Raw genomic sequence first — 16,099 nt, forward strand, 5'->3', positions numbered from 1 at the left:
CATTGCCCTTTATATTTGCGTATCAATCAGAGGTTCATTTGTCTGGTAAATTCTGGCATCGGCATCGGTCGGCCATAGAAATAACCCTGAAGGAAAAACACTTTTCGCTCCCGCAGATAATCAGACTGAACTTCGGTTTCTACCCCTTCAGCCACCAGTTGCAGGCCAAGCCGGGTCGCCAAATCGATGACGTTCTCAACAATATGGCTAGAGAGCGCATCTGAACCAATCATGCCGACGAAGCTTTTGTCGATCTTAAGGAGATCTACCTTGAACTTCTGCAGATAGGTCAGGGAAGAGTGGCCAGTGCCAAAGTCGTCGATGGCGATGGATGCTCCCAGTGCATGAAGCTCGCTAAATAACCGATCGGTCACCTCGTTTGCCACTAGCAGTTCCCGTTCAGTCAACTCCAGTACTAACTTGATGGGATTGTCGCGGAAAGCATCGATGAATTTTCGGCAGTCCTCCACCAGACTCAAGTCCTTGCAATGGCAGGCGCTGATATTGAAACCAAAGTGGAAGTCCTTGGGTAGTCGGTCAGCAAAGGGGGCAAAATGATCCCGCACCTGCGCCATCATCAATTCGGTCATCGGCTTAATGAGACCACTGTCCTCTGCAAGGGGAATGAATCGATCTGGCGGGATCAAGCCCTGGACAGGATGTTGCCAGCGCATCAGCACTTCACAGCCACTCCAGTAAAGAGTGCCAGCGACATCACTTGCCACTACGGGCTGTATATAGGGAATGAACTCCTGTTGAGCCAAAGCCCGTCGCATATCTTGCAAGGGTGAGGTCGTTCGCCCCATCAACCGAAACACGCCAATTGCGAACAGTAGCCCCAGCAAGGGATAAATGAAGAAGCTGATTTTTGAGTAATTCCAGAGGTTGACGCCAATCACCTCGGTGGGAAGCAGAGTGACGACACTGTATGGGTATTTTGTAGATTTCAGCCCCTTGTATCCTTCTGCTTCTGGGGAGTAAAGCTGCTCGGTGATCCGACCATCTGGCAGTAACATCTCATGACCAATCACCAGCCCCAGGGCAGTGCTTCGGCTCAACATATCGAGTGTGTTGAGAATATAGTAGCCATCGATTCCCACCATCACGCTGTATGTCCCCGAAAACTTCCGATAGACGATGAGCGGTCGATCCGGCGTGACCGGGTTCCCCTTCATAAGATCAAGCCTACCATCCACGTAGGCATCGAGTTCGGTGTACGACTTAATGGGGCCATAAAGTGAGGTGCAGTAGATGTCTTCCCCGTTGGCCAGGCTCATGCTGCGCACATCCGGCACAGCCGCCACCTGATCCCTCAACTTCTGGACTACCTCCAGACAAGGCTTACCCTCACTGCCGTTGACAGCATTGGCAGCTTCCTCTGCATGGTCCAGGGTACGATCGAACATGCGCCTGGCATGATGCAAACGCTCCTCAGTATCCTGTTTCAACTCTGTGGCCATTTGCCAGGAGGTAATGGGGATCCCAAGCACAATCGGTACCAGGCCCGCCAACAATGCACCCCACAACCGGGCAGAGTGTGGGCGCACCTTTGTGCGATAAAAAGTCATGACTATCCTTAGGTTAGGAGTCGATATAACAAAGGTAGGCTTATCCGTGCGTGTTTGCCTTAATTTACCCACAATTTCCTGAACTCAAACATCATTTTCTGTCGCACTATGGTTTTGAAGTTAACCAGAGCAAGCGTATTTGCACCACTTTTATTGCTGGTTTACTCGAAGTATCAACCGCTCGGCACAGACATTTCCACTGACCTTTGATTTTTTTGTGGTCATCTTCCATTCGCCACCCACGGCCAACGGTACTTTTCAATAGTATCAACATATTACATCAAAAATTATTCAACATATTATTTGTCGACCCTAATGCGACAGAATCACTCGAGGCATGACTGCGGAAGAGCGGGTTGTTTCCAAACAATTCCAAAACGATTGCTAAACGATACCCAAACAATTGCTCAACAAAAAACAAACAAACAACTTGAAACACCATTTCACATATTGAATAACATTGTTTCTTTTTGTGACGCGCCTATCAGATAGTTCTAAATACCAGGTGATAATATAGTTACAGTTTAATTCTCATCAGTAATAACCCCCTTCATGGGAATAAAATACACACGACATGGGTAAAAAATGGATATATTATTAGGGTTAGTAAAAACACCCGCAGTAATAATTGCGATTGTTGCATTCCTGGGTTTACTTTTTCAAAAAGCTTCAATTTCCCGGTTAATAACAGGTACCGCGCTTTCTTTTATCGGTTTTACTATGATAAAAGTAGGTGGCAGCATTCTGATGAAGGTGCTAACGGCGTTTAGCTCCCTGTTCTCCAAAGCATTTGATATTGTTGGTGTTGTCCCTAGCAACGAAGCTATTATGGCATCCACTATCGATAAACTTGGTGCGACAGCGGCATTAATCCTGCTGTTCTCGATGATTTTGAACATCCTGATCGCACGCTTTACGCGTTTTAAATTCATTTACTTGTCTTTGCATCTTGTTTTATTTATGGCATTTGCGCTGACAGCCGTTCTTATGCAGTTCGGATTTAGTAACTACCAAATGATCATTATATGTTCCCTTATCATCGGAACGTATATGGCAGTATCTCCATTTATTCTTAACCGTTTTAGCCGCGAAATTATCGGTTCAAATGAGTATGCTATTTCTCACGCAGCTATCTCCTCATATATTATTGGCTCATATATGGGTAAATGGTTCGGTAATAAAAGTACCGATACAGAACATCTGAATATCAGCAGTAAATTCGATTTTATCCGCGAACCTAACATCGCGACTCTTTTAACCATGTTAGTGCTGTTGCTTATCTCTTGCATCTTCGCAACACAGCCACAGGTCAAAGATGCAATGACCCTGGTTTACGGTGCAGGTGCAGGTGATAAAAACGTCGTTATTTTCATTCTTGAACAGTCTGCTACTTTTGCCTGCGGCCTGTATCTTGCGAAAGCCGGCGTTAATCTGTTCACGGCTGAAATCGTTCCAGCGTTTAAAGGCTTTGCTCGTGTGTTTGCACCAGGTGCGGTGCCAGCAGTAGACGTTATGGTGCTGTTTACTAAAGCTCCTAATGCAACCTTAATCGGCTTCTTAATTAGTTTCGCCGTTGAGTTGGTGTGTATCTTAATCTTCCCGTTTATTGGCTTACCGATTATTGTCCCAGGGATCATGGCAAGCTTTATTACCGGCGGTGCAGCGGCAATCTTTGGTAACGCGACCGGTGGTTTCCGCGGAGCGGTTATTGCAAGTGGTATTAACGGATTGTTGTTATGCGTATTGCCTGCTCTGACCTTGCCGATTTTCTCCCAGCTCGGCGCTAAAGGCGTAACGTTTGCAGACCCAGACTTTACTTTACCTTCGCTGATTCTGGATTATATTCTGCGAATCTTCTATTAAGCGAAATTAAAGCACGGATGCCCAGAATCACCTCTTAGGCTCCCCACAAAACGAACAGGCATAGAGAGATCTCTATGCCTGTTTCGTTTATGTCGGTGTTACTTGCCATCGCCTTACTATATTTTACGTGAAACGTGTCTGGCTGCGGCGAAATTAGCTTTTTTAACAGAGTGAGAAAGAGATTCTCCCTGCAACAAGGATGTGCATAGCGTCCCCATGAAACAGTCACCTGCACCGTGTGTACTAACCAGTTCCACTTTTTCCGCTTGCATTGAATGACAGCGATTCCCGGTTTCACACCAGGCTACGCCATGTTCACCTGCCGTAACGACCACCATCGGATAGTGCTGGCTTAGCCATTCCGTCGCTGCACATGCATCGGATAAATTATTTACCGGAATACCGCTGAGATCGCGGGCTTCAACGCCGTTGACCACAAGCAGATCAACCATGGATTTCATCTCGCTGCAAAGTTCGCGTGCCGGTGCTGCATTCAGGCAAATGCTGATTCCGCGCTGCCTTGCCTGTTTCGCCGCACTAAGATTGACAGCTTCCGGGACTTCATTTTGTAGCAATAATATCCCGACGTCATGCCACACGGAGTCGTCAGCAAACTGTCCAATGTCGATCAAGTTGTTGGCGTTTGAAACAACGACTGCACCATAATCGCCTTCAGCATCCATCAGAGCGACGCTCATACCTGACGCAACCTCGTTGTTGATAGCCACAAAACGTGTATCAACGCCGTTCTGTTCAAGTGTTGAACGCAGGAAGTCCCCTTGTGAATCCGCACCAACGGCACCGACAAAACTCACCTGCGCACCAGCACTTGCGGCGGACACAGCCTGATTGCCACCTTTGCCACCGAATTTGTAGGAACAACCGCTACCCAGCACTGTCTCACCTTTTTCCGGCCGGTGGTGAGCGTAGATAATGATGTCGTAATGAAGGCTACCTGTGACTAAAATCTTACCCATTTTAGTATTCCCTAAGGTCCTGAACCGCTTGCTGGGTTTTCATCAGGTTCTTTTCTGCCGTTTTTAAATCCTTTTGTGCAATCGCCACGAATAAGGCATCCAGAATATTTAACTGGGCGATACGTGACGCGGCATTTTCCCCAAGCAAGTGCGATCCCTGAGAGGTTGAATTGAGAACCACATGCGCGTTACGCGCAATAGGCGACTCGGCATAATTGGTGATAGCAATCACTTTGGCGCCATTGCGTGCCGCCAGTTTAATCGGGTCATTCACCGCACGGGTTGTACCAGAATGACTAATTGCTACCACGGCATCATTGTCCGATAAGACCGCGGCTGACATCAGCATAATATGAGCATCATCGTAGACTGACGTTTTGATCCCTATTTTAAGGAGCTTATGCGATAAGTCTCTTGCGACGGCAGCAGAACCGCCGACAGCATATAAATCGATGTATCTGGATTTAAATAGAATGTCAGCAGCACGGTTAAACTCCGAAACATCAACAATAGATAATGTTTCTTCTATGGCCTGAATCGAGGTTCTAAATACCTTTTCAAGTAATTTCTCCGATGAGTCCCCAGGTTCAATTTCCGCATGTAAATTTGCCACTTCAGAAGTGTTGTAATACATCAAACTACTTCTGAAATCTCTAAATCCTGAAAAGTTAAGTTTTTTGGTCAGCTTAACGATCATTGCCTCAGAAACATTATTTTCCAATGCAATTTCTTTTAACGAAGTCTGTTCAGAAAAATCGCTTTTAGACGTAATTGCATCAACAACTTTTCTTTCAAGTGGCGTCAGATGTGGCAATTTCATACGAATTTGAGCACCTATGGCTCGAGGATCCTGATTCATTACTTGCCTCGTGTAGCTCTGTCAATCAACATCGCTATGATAATTATAAGGCCAGTCGCTAGCAATTGATAAAAAGCCTGAATATTAAGAAGTGTCAGACCATTACGTAACGATCCCAGAATGACTGCACCAATAAGGGTACCCACTATACTGCCTTTGCCCCCCATCAACGAAGCCCCTCCGATGGCAGCAGCGGCAATCGCGTCGAGCTCCCATAAATTACCTATTGTCGGCTCCGCAGCACCCAGACGGCCAATCAAAATAAGTGAGGCCAAAGAAGCTAATACACCGGAAATAACAAACACTGTCACTTTGGTTCTTTTTACTGGCACACCAGCAACACGAGCAGCCTCTTCGTTGCCACCAACCGCCAGAATATACTCGCCCAGCGGGGTTTTATTCATGACTACCCAGAGAATTGCGGCAATAGCGATGACGATAAGAATCGGTGTAGGAACCCCAAATACTGTGCTGTTGATGACGGTACGAAACTCCATCGGGATACCGAAAATCGGGTTGCCGTTAGTGAAAATCAATGCCAGAGCACGAAATAACGACAGGCCGCCAAGGGTTACAATGAATGGCTGTAAACCCGCATATGCAACCAGCATTCCGCTGAACACACCGCACAACGCACCAATCCCCAAGGTTGCCATAATCGCAAGAGGAACAGGTACGCCAGAAACCATCAGCGTCGCACCCAGTACCGCAGAAAGCGCCGCCGTCGGCCCAACGGAGAGATCAATCCCCCCGGAAATAATCACCAGCGTCATCCCCAAAGCGATAATTCCGTTAATGGAGGACTGCTGTAATATATTGAGCAAGTTAGGTACAGTAAAAAATACCGGTGAAAGAAAAGAGAAGGTGATCACAATAATCATTAAGCCAATCAGCGTACCCGCATCGCGTACGTTGAACTTAAATAATGCCGAAGGAAAAACCTTTGGCTGAACATTACTTTGAATAGTCATAATAATGGCCTTAATTTCGGTAGGTTGCAGACTCGTTTTATCATTCAGCGTTATATACTGAATGTTTAATTCACATCATTGATGGCATAACGCGCGATATTTTCTTCATTGATATCATCGCCTTTAAGCTCCCTGGTGATTTTCCCTTCACGCATGACCAAGACTCTGTCTGAAATACGAATAATTTCCGGCATTTCAGAGGAAACCACCACAATAGCCTTTCCCTGTTGTGCCAGTTTTTCTATTAGATTATAAATCTCTGATTTAGCCCCAATATCAATCCCTCGAGTCGGTTCATCAAAAAGAAAGACTTTATTATCAGCCGCAACCCAGCGACCAATAATGACTTTTTGCTGATTACCGCCGCTTAAGGTTCCTATCGTTTTCTCGATATCCAACGGACGCAACCGCAGGTCAGTCATGACTTCCAGCGCCGTCTGATTAAGATGAGTTTTGTTCAACAGGCCGAAGCGAATAAATTGCCTCATCGACGGTAGTGCCATATTCATTTTGACTGCACGTTCTTTAATGATGCCTTCTTTTTTTCGATCCTCCGGCACGAGACCAATACCGGCACGGATAGCCGAACTGACGCTGTGATTTTTCACCAACACACCATCAACCTGAATGCTACCGCTGGTTTTGGCATCGATACCAGCGATTAGTTTGAGCAACTCGGTTCGCCCTGAGCCGACTAACCCAGCGATGCCCAACACTTCCCCTGCTTTGACGCTAAAGCTTGCCGAACACACAGCCTTGTCACGTCCTAAATCTTCAATTCGCAGGACTTCCCGATCGGTGGCATGCGAATGATGCTGCACTTTCTCAATTTTGCGCCCCACCATTTTGGTGACAATGGTTTCTTCGGTTTCGTCGCAGATATTCACCACACCAACCTGCTTGCCATCACGTAAAATGGTGGCACGATCGCAAACTTTGAAAATCTCATTCATTTTGTGGGAGACGTATATCAGCGACACATTCATTGATTTCAGGTCTGAAATCAATTCGGCCAGTCGGTCGAACTCAGTCGGCGTCAGACTCGACGTCGGTTCATCCATCGCAATAATTTTGGCCTCATCAAGCAACGCACGGGCGATTTCGACAATCTGCTGCTGCGAGACTTTCAGATTCTTAATAGGCTCATCAGGATCAATGCTAGGATCCAGGCGACGCAAGATAGACACTGCCTGTTTGTACTGGGCTTTTTTATCGACGAATAACCCTTTTAGTTTGGTTAATGGCCGACCGAGAAACATATTCTGGGCGACAGAGAGTTCAGGAACATGCTGCAATTCCTGGTGGATCATCGCGATACCGGCATGGCGTGCAGAAAGTGGGTTCTTCATATGAATCACCTGCCCCTCCACCAAAATTTCACCTGAATCCGCAGCCCGGACACCCGATAAAATGTTCAGCAACGTTGATTTACCCGCACCGTTTTCACCTATCAGCGCATGTACCTCACCAGGCCTCACTGAAAAATCGACTCCCTGAACCGCCGCCACTCCGCTGTAGCTTTTACTGATGCCACGCATCGTCAAACTATACTGTTCCATAAACTCTCCTCGCCTCATTATCTGAAGCCAGACTTACTGTTGCTGTGCCAGAAGCTGGCGCAGTTTGGCGTTATCTTTGGTCGAGAACGCATCAGCATTCTCTTTAGTGATTAACGCTTGCGGAGTCGATACCACGCGGGAGATTTTCTGACCGTTAATCAGACGGACAACTACTTCCATCGCCACTTCACCGGTTAGAACAGGGAAACTGTCCACAGTACCAGTCAGTTCACCGCGTTTAATAGAAGCGTAGGCATCAGAGATCCCATCGGTGCCAAATACAGCAACCTGTTTTGATTTTCCTGCGGCGGCGACAGCTTCAACCACACCCAGTGCCATACCATCATTATTGGCATATAATCCAATCAAGTCAGTATGTTGCTGTAAAATTGTCGCAGCAGCGTTGTAGGCATTTTCGCGACTCCAGTTGGCAGGAACGCTAGCAACCACGGTGAACTTACCACCCGCCGTGATGGTTTCTTTAAAACCGCGTGTACGCTGACTTGCTGCATAAACACCTGGTTGACCTTCAATGACTGCCACTTTTCCACCGTCAGGGTATTTTTTAATAAACCAGTTTGCTACCCGCACGCCATTGTCTTTCTGCACGTTCCCGACGTAGTGCTCCGCATTTGGCATGACTGCATCATTCACGTTCACCACCGCGATGCCTTTCTTTTTGGCAGATTCATACGCTGGCTGCATATTGGCGTCGGTTTGAGGAGACACTAACAGACCGTTAAAGCCCTGGGAGATCAGAGTTTCGGCAATAGACAACTGGCCAAGCTGGTCGTCTTCATTGGCAGCAGCCTGATATTCAACGGTGAAACCGTGTTTATCGGCGAAGTTTTTATACCCCTGCCCCAGCGAGCGCCAGTATTCGTTGGTGAGTGTTTTAGACACACCGCCAATTTTCAGCGATTTGTCGATAACCGGTAACGGACCATATTGAGTAGAAAGTTGCGTCCAGTCGGTGCGATCAGATTCTGTATCGGACTGCAACGGAGATAATTCAGTTGCATAAACGCTGGTACAAAACAGTGTAGTGGTGAGTACAGACAGTAAGATTTTTTTCATTATCTGGCCTTTATGAGGTTACTTTTATGAGTGTCACAGTGTCATGCACGGTGATGGTTCACTTTTTATTGCAACTGGCTTTTATTTTGCGAAGAAACTTATTGTGCCAGCATCACGTCATTGACGATTTGCTGTGAAGCGACGGCGTCCTGCCTACTAATGGCTTCGTTCAGTGCCGGGTTATTTTCGAGTTTTTCACACAGTTTCAATAAACGGGTAACGGTTGCGATATTGGTTTCCGCTTCACGTACCGGATCCATGCCACTGGCATCAGGGAAAGTATCGAAGTAATACGCACCTTTATAACCATCGCGTTTCATTTGCAGCAGGAACTCAAGCGTTGCGCGTGGGTTTACTGAGCCGACCATCAGACCATCGTCGCGTTTTCCCCACCCATCATTGAGATCCAGACCCAGTAGACGTGATCGGCGTGCGACCATCGCTGCGGCAAACGCCGGGACTTCATTAGCAAACAGTACGTGTGCAAAATCCAGGGTAATACCTAAGTTCTTGCATCCGGCCTCTTCTACAGCCAGCAGGCAGGTAGTGGAGTTCGGAAAAATGCTGTAAGCACGTGGCTCATTGGGTTTGTATTCAATACTGACGTCGATGTCCGGCGCATATTCAGCGACTTCACGCACAGCACTAACCGCGTCTTCCCACATTTTTTTGTAGTTGGCCTGGAAGCAGTAATCGAAACCATCCTGCCCCATCCACAGCGTCATGATACTGGCACCGAATTCTCGTCCGGCATCAATTCCGCGTTTTGTTAATTCAATCGCCTGACGGCGAATTTTAGGATCCGGGTTTGTAAATGCACCGATTTTAAATTCAGGAGCATCCCAGCGCATTTGCATCCCATTCACCGCCAACCCAACTTCCTCAATCTTCTGGCGCATGGTTTTAACATCATCAGTCATGTGCTGCGGGTAGTTCAGATCCAGGTGTGTCAATCCTTTTACCGTAGCTGCGCGTTCAATCATTTGCAGCACTGAAGGTTTACCTTTCAGTTCCGGCCAGTAAAGATAAGCCCCTGAGGCAAACGAGTTCAGACGTGTGGCAAATTTAAGTTCTGACATGGAATGTCCTTTGTAAACTGATTTGTAATGTACTTTCCTACTTCACTTAATTTTGTGAAGTAGTGCATTACTATCATTGGACGAAAAAAGACGCAATATTAACCGATGGTTTTGTGATCAGATTTGCGAGAAGGTTCACGAAATTTGGGAAGGGGAAACAGTGGGTGAAAAGGGAAATATATATAAAACCCGGGACATGGCCCGGGCGGAAATCTTCGATTACATTGAAATGTTTTACAATCGTAACCGACACCACAGTCATCTCGGAGGCGTCAGCCCTGAGGCCTTCGAAAAGGCCTCACCGTGAAGACAGAAAATGTCTACTGGAACAGGGTCACTCCAACCTTCCTCCCTAAACTCCCTGTCCCACGCTCCCCACTTTTATCTCAGACCTGATAAAGCGTTATGTTGAATTTTAAACCACTAATCATGATATCCACTATGACTCCTTTTCGCTTTGCGAAATCACTCTTCAATTCGTAATCCGTAGGTTTTAAATTTCTCTAGTACAACGGCAATTTCTTCATCATCCAACACTGGCACAGGGTCAGTAATGGCCAGCGTACTGAGGTAAAGTTGTGCCAATACTTCCACTTCATGTGCCAGCCACAGCGCTTTTTCCAGATTCACGTCACAGGCGATCAACCCATGGTGTTGTAGCAGAGTGGCTTTACGATGTTTTAATGCTACGGCGACAAATTCTGACAACGCCTGTGAACCGAACGTAGCGTAGGGTGCGCAAGGAATAGAATTACCACCAGCGGCAGCAATCATGTAGTGAATTGCCGGAATAGGACGGTTAAGGATTGAAACCGCAGTGCAATGAATCGCATGGTTATGCACAACAGCATTTGCGTCAGGTCGTGTCTGGTAGGCCGCAAGGTGAAAACGCCACTCGCTGGATGGCAATTTCCCCGCTTCATATTGACCATCGTTATCGACATACACGATCATATTTTCCGTGAGTCTTTCGTACGGAATACCGCTAGGTGTTATAAGCATTCCATTTTCATATCTGGTACTCACATTGCCAGCCGTTCCCTGATTTAAACCAAGGCGCGTCATTTCAAGACAGGTTTCTATAATTTCACGAGATAAACGTGATCTTTCCATCTTTATTCTCCGGGTACAGTTCTCCTCGTCTTCATCGCGAAAAGTCATAACCAAAAATGAAAACGGGTCAAGTTTAGGATATAACAAGATACTGAGTCATTTATTTTACTCAGTAAATTGGTTTATTTATCATTATGCAGCGTATTATTTATTCCTTACGCGCTTAATTAATTTCATTTCAACTTTTACTGTCTCTTTTATTGGCTGATGCTCAATAGCACTCAGCATCATATCGAAGGCTTTCTCCGCCCAGACATTTTCATCTTGCTGCATTGACCATACATTATTGGACAGAAACCCCAGCATGGGGTGTTCATCAAATGTGCCAATGTTGATCTCCGGAGGAACCTCGCCGAAACAGTCACGTATCGCTCTTACAGCACCTTCAAGTACAGGTAACGACGACGCGATAAATGCCTGTGGGCAGCCCTGCTCACTGATCAGTTTTTCCATAATCAAATATCCCCCTTCGGGGGTGTTCACTGGCCCTTCACGCACCCATTCACGATGGCTGATCCCTTGCTTTTCCAGAGTGTTAAGATAGCCCGTAAGACGGTCACTAATACTTGGCAAACCTGTATCGCCCACCAAAAACCATACTGGAAGATTTCCTGCATCAAGTACATTTTGCGTTAATTTTTCACCGCCAGATATATTATGACTTTCCACCAAGGCGTTATCTGTATACTTAAAATCGCGGTCAAGTAACACCATCGGTTTTCTGACCTGCCGTAAATGATGCTGCTGGTTCTCTAATGTTGTAGGTACGATAAAAAGACCATCAACATTTCGGGCAATTAACGCTTTCACTAATTTATTTTCGTAATCAACATCATCATAAGCACAGCTAATCGTTAACTGATATCCAGAACGACGACAGCGCTGTTCTAGTTTTTCAGCAAGTGTCGCAAAAAATACGTTGGAAATATTGGGTACGATCAGGCCTAACGTATCCGTTTTGTTTAGCTTCAGACTCCGGGCGGAATGGTTAATAACATACCCGTATCGATCGATATATTCATTGATGCGTGTTTGTGTTTTGACGCTGATTCGATATTGTTCAGATTTTCCATTAAGCACCAGCCTTACGGTCGTAACCGATAAGTTCAGATCGCTGGCTATCTGTTCTACTGTTTTAGCCATTGTCCGTATCCTGACGTCTATTCACAATCATAAAAGTATTATAAACATTTATTTTACTGCATCACTTGGTTACGTGTCTGCTGCTGTTTCCAGCGCGTGAGATAAGCCTGGTATTTACGTTCAATAAAGTCATGTCGTGAGGGGGCGAGACTCTCGCCCCAACGGTATTATTTCTTGCCAAATGGGTGCAATAATTTCTCGATTTCCGGTGTGTTTATGTTCTGCGCATTCACTAATTTCACCGGAATGTCGATTTTTTTCGTTACGGTTTGACCAGACAGTGCGGCATCCAGCGTTTTGATACCCTGATAACCAATCTGGTAAGCATCCTGTACGACAAAACCCTGTATTACCCCGGCATTCAAGAAATTGATAATAGCTTCGGTACTGTCAAAACCAATCACTTTGACTTTACCCTTCATGTTTTGGCTATCAATCGCGTTCGCCACACCGAGGGTCGCTCCTTCGTTGGTGGCGTAAATGCCTGCCAGATCGGGGTTCGCCTGGAGCATATCAATGGTTTTATCCATCGCTTTTTGCGGATCTCCATCACTGTACTGAACAGGCAGCAGATTGATATCTGGGTATTTTTCCTTCATACGGGCTGAAAATCCTTCCGAACGTTCAATAGCCGAAGAGGTGCCAGCCACGTGCGCAATAATGCCCAATTTCCCTTTATTGTTGACCTGCGCTGCAAGTGCATCCGCCGCATCCGCTCCCGCTTTGCGGTTATTCGTTGCAACAAAACTGACCGGGATATCGGAATTAACTCCAGAATCAAATGTCACGACTTTGATTCCGCGCGAATTCGCTGTTTCCACGAGTGGTGCAAGTGCATTGGTGTCTAAAGCCGCAAGCAGCAGTCCATTGGGTTTTTGTGCCATGGCGTTTTCAACCAACTGAATCTGCTCTGCAATCTGGGTTTCATCCGCAGGGCCAACATAGCTGGTTTTATCACCCAACTCTTTCGCCGCGGCTTCCGTCCCCATTTTCACGGTTTGCCAGAATTCGTGTTGGAAACCTTTACTGACCACCGGAAGATTCAAATCTTTAGCAAACGCGCTGGATGTTATGCAAGCCAGCAGGGATAACGCACAGACAAAATGCTTGGTTTTCATTGTTGAACTCCGTTTTGAGTAAGTCACCCTTACTATCAGGGTCTTTGCTTTCCCGTGACTTCCGGGTGCGTAAATCAACGAATCTTTTTGCGTAACGTATCGAGATAGACTGCCGCCACCACAACTACCCCCATTGCCACCATCTGCCAGAACTGGGAAACACCCATTAGATTCAGACCATTTTTCAGTACACTCATGATGAATGCGCCAATGATGGTTCCGCCTATCGTGCCAATCCCTCCCATCAGGCTTGTGCCGCCAATCACAACCGCGGCGATAGCTTCGAGTTCATAGCCCACACCCACTGTCGGCTGGCCAGAATTCAACCGTGAAGCAAGAATGACGCCTGCAATACCGGTCAGCAGGCCGCAGAAGGCATAGACGAAAATTTTGACGCGCTGAACTTTGATGCCCGAGAGGTGTGCCGCCATTTCATTACTGCCCACGGCGTAAACATAACGGCCAATAACTGTTTTCTTCAGAATGTAACCCGCAATGAGCGCCACAATAACGAGGTAAAAGACGGGATAAGGCAGCACATCAAATAATCGTCCCTGTGCCAGCAATTTGAATGAGGGGTAATCAGCAAAGTACATCGCGCGCCCGTCTGTCATGACCATATTGATCCCCCTGACGGACATCATCAGACCCAGAGTCGCGATAAAAGGGGGGATCGTCGCCTTGGTCACCAGCAACGCATTTGCATAACCGCACAAGCCTCCGGCCAGCACGCCTGCCAAAATACAAATGGGGAGCGGCATCCCAAAGCTTGCGCATATTCCCACCGCTACACCGGAAAAAGCCACCACCGAGCCCAGAGAAAGATCAATCCCTGCCGTAATAATCACAAACGTGACGCCAATGGCCATAATACCGATCACCGACGTTTGCAGGGCAATCGTCATGATGTTTTCTGTATTAAAGAAAAATGGCGAGCTGAAGCTGAAAAATATCACTAAAATAATCAGACTAAAGAGAGGCGCAAGACGCATCAAAAGTTCTTTATTGATTTTAATTTTCTTATTATTACTGTCTGAAGAGGTTACAGAGATAGTCATGATTTAATCCTCTAACGTCGCGTACTGCATGATTTTTTCTTGTGTGGCATCATCAGAAGTTAATTCCCCGGTAATACGGCCATTACGCATCACTAAAATGCGGTCGCACATACCCAGCACTTCTGGTAATTCAGAGGAAATCATAATAATCGATTTCCCTTTTGCCACCAGGCGATTCATTAATTCATAGATTTCCAGTTTCGCGCCAACATCAATACCTCGAGTGGGTTCGTCAAAAATAAGAATATCGGTATCTTTGCATACCCATCTGGCAATAATTATTTTCTGCTGATTGCCACCACTTAAGTTCAATGCAGCTTGTTCAAGATGCGGCGTTTTAATTCGCAGAGCATTGACCTGTTCCTGACTCGTTTTCTGGCAGCGTTTGGTGTCTACAATACCGTAGCGATCGGAGTATTCAGGGTAATTCCCCAACATGATATTGCGTTCAACTGACAAACCTAATGCCAGACCTTCTTTTTTTCTGTCCTCGGTTAAATAGCTTATTCCTTGTCTTATGGCATCAGGAATATCTTTTATCACCGTTTCTTTACCGTTAAGCTTAATACTTCCGGCATCGATGGGGTCAGCACCGAAAATAGCCCGCGCCAGCTCGGTACGCCCGGCCCCCATCAAGCCAGCAAAACCTAAAATTTCCCCACGACAGAGAGTAAATTCAATGTCATGCAGCACTCCCTTTCGCGTCAAGCCACTGACTTCCAGTACGGGTTCCTGGTGGGTAGATGCTTGACGGCGAGGATAAATGTTACCCAGGTCACGTCCAACCATCATAGCAATCAGGTCGCTGATTTTTACTGAATCATAGTCAACGGTGTCAATAAATTGCCCGTCACGCATGACGGTGGCACGATCGGCAATCAACGCCAGTTCTTCCAGGCGATGCGAAATATAAACAACGCCGGTCCCCTGCTCTTTAAGCAAGCGAGTCACCTTAAACAAGCTCTCTATTTCTGTTTCCGTCAACGCAGCTGTCGGCTCATCCATAATAAGAATTTTAGCATTGACTGAAATGGCTTTCGCAATTTCCACCATTTGCTGTTGTGCTACAGTAAGATCGGATACCAGGGTGTCCGGTGAGATATTCAGGTTTAATTTTTGCAAAATATCAGTAGCAGCCTGCCGCTGTTGTTTTTCATCCAACCGCCAACGATTTTTTTTGCAAAACTCTCTTCCGATAAAGATATTATCTTCAACCGTTAATTCAGGGAAAAGATTAAACTCTTGGTGAATAATCGTAATTCCGGCCTCTTGTGCACTCAGTGGGCTTGCAAACGAGACAGGTTTATCCTCGAAAATAATATCCCCTTCATCGGGCTGATAAACGCCTGATAAAATTTTCATCAGGGTAGATTTCCCCGCCCCATTCTCACCTAATAGCGCATGAACTTCGCCTCTGCGTAAAGTAAAACTCACATTACTCAACGCTAATACACCAGGAAATCGTTTTGTAATATGGCTCATCTGTAAAAATGTTTCGGACATTGCTGCTTTCCTCAATAATCAGAAACTGCAGACAGTGAATCAGGCGAAGAAAATTTTTAAGGCGCCATCATCACCGTTAATGCGAATACTTAATCAGTACACAGTAGTAAACAAGAGCACATCAATTTTGCTAACTCGAGTTAGCGATTACCTTCTAAAGGCTATTTTAGTCGCCAGAAATAGCCAATTATTTGATTTGAAATTGTGATAC

General features: G+C 46.2%; 13 protein-coding genes and 1 pseudogene. 2 read left to right on the forward strand and 12 right to left on the reverse strand.

Features of this window, described 5'->3' with window-relative positions; translation table 11 throughout:
• Positions 1 to 26: 26 nt before the first annotated feature.
• Positions 27 to 1,568, reverse strand: a complete 1,542-nt coding sequence (locus VJY99_RS18385) for a cyclic diguanylate phosphodiesterase (protein ID WP_324121053.1) — start codon at positions 1,566 to 1,568, stop codon at positions 27 to 29.
• A gap of 585 nt (positions 1,569 to 2,153) precedes the next feature.
• On the opposite strand from VJY99_RS18385, the gene VJY99_RS18395 reads away from it, so the two are divergent.
• Positions 2,154 to 3,431, forward strand: coding sequence for a PTS ascorbate transporter subunit IIC (locus VJY99_RS18395; protein ID WP_324121055.1), 1,278 nt, complete (start codon positions 2,154 to 2,156; stop codon positions 3,429 to 3,431).
• A gap of 116 nt (positions 3,432 to 3,547) precedes the next feature.
• Here VJY99_RS18395 and VJY99_RS18400 read toward each other — a convergent pair whose 3' ends face one another.
• From VJY99_RS18400 to VJY99_RS18425, 6 genes are all read right to left on the reverse strand, one after another.
• Positions 3,548 to 4,408 (reverse strand): ribokinase, encoded by an 861-nt coding sequence (locus VJY99_RS18400; RefSeq protein WP_324121057.1) that lies wholly within the window; start codon positions 4,406 to 4,408, stop codon positions 3,548 to 3,550.
• A gap of 1 nt (position 4,409) precedes the next feature.
• The gene (locus tag VJY99_RS18405; protein ID WP_324121059.1) at positions 4,410 to 5,267 is read right to left on the reverse strand and encodes a MurR/RpiR family transcriptional regulator; all 858 of its coding nucleotides are present in this window, start codon (positions 5,265 to 5,267) and stop codon (positions 4,410 to 4,412) included.
• Positions 5,267 to 6,238: an ABC transporter permease gene (locus tag VJY99_RS18410; protein ID WP_324121060.1), complete on the reverse strand. Its 972-nt coding sequence runs from the start codon at positions 6,236 to 6,238 to the stop codon at positions 5,267 to 5,269. The genes VJY99_RS18405 and VJY99_RS18410 overlap by 1 nt, the downstream gene beginning before the upstream one ends.
• Before the next feature lie 65 nt (positions 6,239 to 6,303).
• Positions 6,304 to 7,797, reverse strand: a complete 1,494-nt coding sequence (locus tag VJY99_RS18415) for a sugar ABC transporter ATP-binding protein (protein ID WP_324121062.1) — start codon at positions 7,795 to 7,797, stop codon at positions 6,304 to 6,306.
• A 33-nt stretch (positions 7,798 to 7,830) separates the two neighbouring features.
• A complete protein-coding gene (locus tag VJY99_RS18420) occupies positions 7,831 to 8,874 on the reverse strand; it encodes a substrate-binding domain-containing protein (RefSeq protein WP_324121064.1) in 1,044 nt (347 codons plus the stop codon).
• Positions 8,875 to 8,972: 98 nt separating this feature from the next.
• Positions 8,973 to 9,953 carry a TIM barrel protein gene (locus VJY99_RS18425; protein WP_324121066.1) on the reverse strand — a complete coding sequence of 327 codons (981 nt, stop codon included), beginning with the start codon at positions 9,951 to 9,953 and terminating at the stop codon, positions 8,973 to 8,975.
• A gap of 178 nt (positions 9,954 to 10,131) precedes the next feature.
• Between VJY99_RS18425 and VJY99_RS18430 the strand changes: the two are divergent.
• Positions 10,132 to 10,260 (forward strand): annotated as a pseudogene (locus VJY99_RS18430) (IS3 family transposase); the annotation flags it as partial.
• Positions 10,261 to 10,418: 158 nt separating this feature from the next.
• Here the strand turns inward: VJY99_RS18430 and fucA are convergent.
• The 5 genes from fucA to VJY99_RS18455 form a co-directional block, all read right to left on the reverse strand.
• Entirely contained in the window at positions 10,419 to 11,066 is a 648-nt protein-coding gene (fucA, locus tag VJY99_RS18435; RefSeq protein ID WP_324121068.1) for an L-fuculose-phosphate aldolase, read from the reverse strand.
• Between the two features lie 144 nt (positions 11,067 to 11,210).
• Entirely contained in the window at positions 11,211 to 12,209 is a 999-nt protein-coding gene (locus tag VJY99_RS18440; protein WP_324121070.1) for a LacI family DNA-binding transcriptional regulator, read from the reverse strand.
• A gap of 167 nt (positions 12,210 to 12,376) precedes the next feature.
• Entirely contained in the window at positions 12,377 to 13,327 is a 951-nt protein-coding gene (locus tag VJY99_RS18445) for an ABC transporter substrate-binding protein (protein ID WP_324121072.1), read from the reverse strand.
• A gap of 74 nt (positions 13,328 to 13,401) precedes the next feature.
• Positions 13,402 to 14,385 (reverse strand): ABC transporter permease, encoded by a 984-nt coding sequence (locus VJY99_RS18450; protein ID WP_324121074.1) that lies wholly within the window; start codon positions 14,383 to 14,385, stop codon positions 13,402 to 13,404.
• A 3-nt stretch (positions 14,386 to 14,388) separates the two neighbouring features.
• Positions 14,389 to 15,888, reverse strand: a complete 1,500-nt coding sequence (locus VJY99_RS18455) for a sugar ABC transporter ATP-binding protein (RefSeq protein ID WP_324121076.1) — start codon at positions 15,886 to 15,888, stop codon at positions 14,389 to 14,391.
• Positions 15,889 to 16,099: the final 211 nt, after the last annotated feature.

The sequence above is a fragment of the Buttiauxella sp. genome (assembly GCF_035271705.1).
Lineage (GTDB): Bacteria > Pseudomonadota > Gammaproteobacteria > Enterobacterales > Enterobacteriaceae > Buttiauxella.

What these genes read in the sequence shown, in the direction of transcription:
- VJY99_RS18425 (WP_324121066.1), bottom strand. Translation starts at nt 9,953, where the DNA reads ATGTCAGAACTTAAATTTGCCACACGTCTGAACTCGTTTGCCTCAGGG.
- VJY99_RS18450 (WP_324121074.1), bottom strand. Translation starts at nt 14,385, where the DNA reads ATGACTATCTCTGTAACCTCTTCAGACAGTAATAATAAGAAAATTAAA.
- fucA (WP_324121068.1), bottom strand. Translation starts at nt 11,066, where the DNA reads ATGGAAAGATCACGTTTATCTCGTGAAATTATAGAAACCTGTCTTGAA.
- VJY99_RS18405 (WP_324121059.1), bottom strand. Translation starts at nt 5,267, where the DNA reads ATGAATCAGGATCCTCGAGCCATAGGTGCTCAAATTCGTATGAAATTG.
- VJY99_RS18395 (WP_324121055.1), top strand. Translation starts at nt 2,154, where the DNA reads ATGGATATATTATTAGGGTTAGTAAAAACACCCGCAGTAATAATTGCG.
- VJY99_RS18385 (WP_324121053.1), bottom strand. Translation starts at nt 1,568, where the DNA reads ATGACTTTTTATCGCACAAAGGTGCGCCCACACTCTGCCCGGTTGTGG.
- VJY99_RS18445 (WP_324121072.1), bottom strand. Translation starts at nt 13,327, where the DNA reads ATGAAAACCAAGCATTTTGTCTGTGCGTTATCCCTGCTGGCTTGCATA.
- VJY99_RS18420 (WP_324121064.1), bottom strand. Translation starts at nt 8,874, where the DNA reads ATGAAAAAAATCTTACTGTCTGTACTCACCACTACACTGTTTTGTACC.
- VJY99_RS18410 (WP_324121060.1), bottom strand. Translation starts at nt 6,238, where the DNA reads ATGACTATTCAAAGTAATGTTCAGCCAAAGGTTTTTCCTTCGGCATTA.
- VJY99_RS18440 (WP_324121070.1), bottom strand. Translation starts at nt 12,209, where the DNA reads ATGGCTAAAACAGTAGAACAGATAGCCAGCGATCTGAACTTATCGGTT.
- VJY99_RS18455 (WP_324121076.1), bottom strand. Translation starts at nt 15,888, where the DNA reads ATGTCCGAAACATTTTTACAGATGAGCCATATTACAAAACGATTTCCT.
- VJY99_RS18415 (WP_324121062.1), bottom strand. Translation starts at nt 7,797, where the DNA reads ATGGAACAGTATAGTTTGACGATGCGTGGCATCAGTAAAAGCTACAGC.
- VJY99_RS18400 (WP_324121057.1), bottom strand. Translation starts at nt 4,408, where the DNA reads ATGGGTAAGATTTTAGTCACAGGTAGCCTTCATTACGACATCATTATC.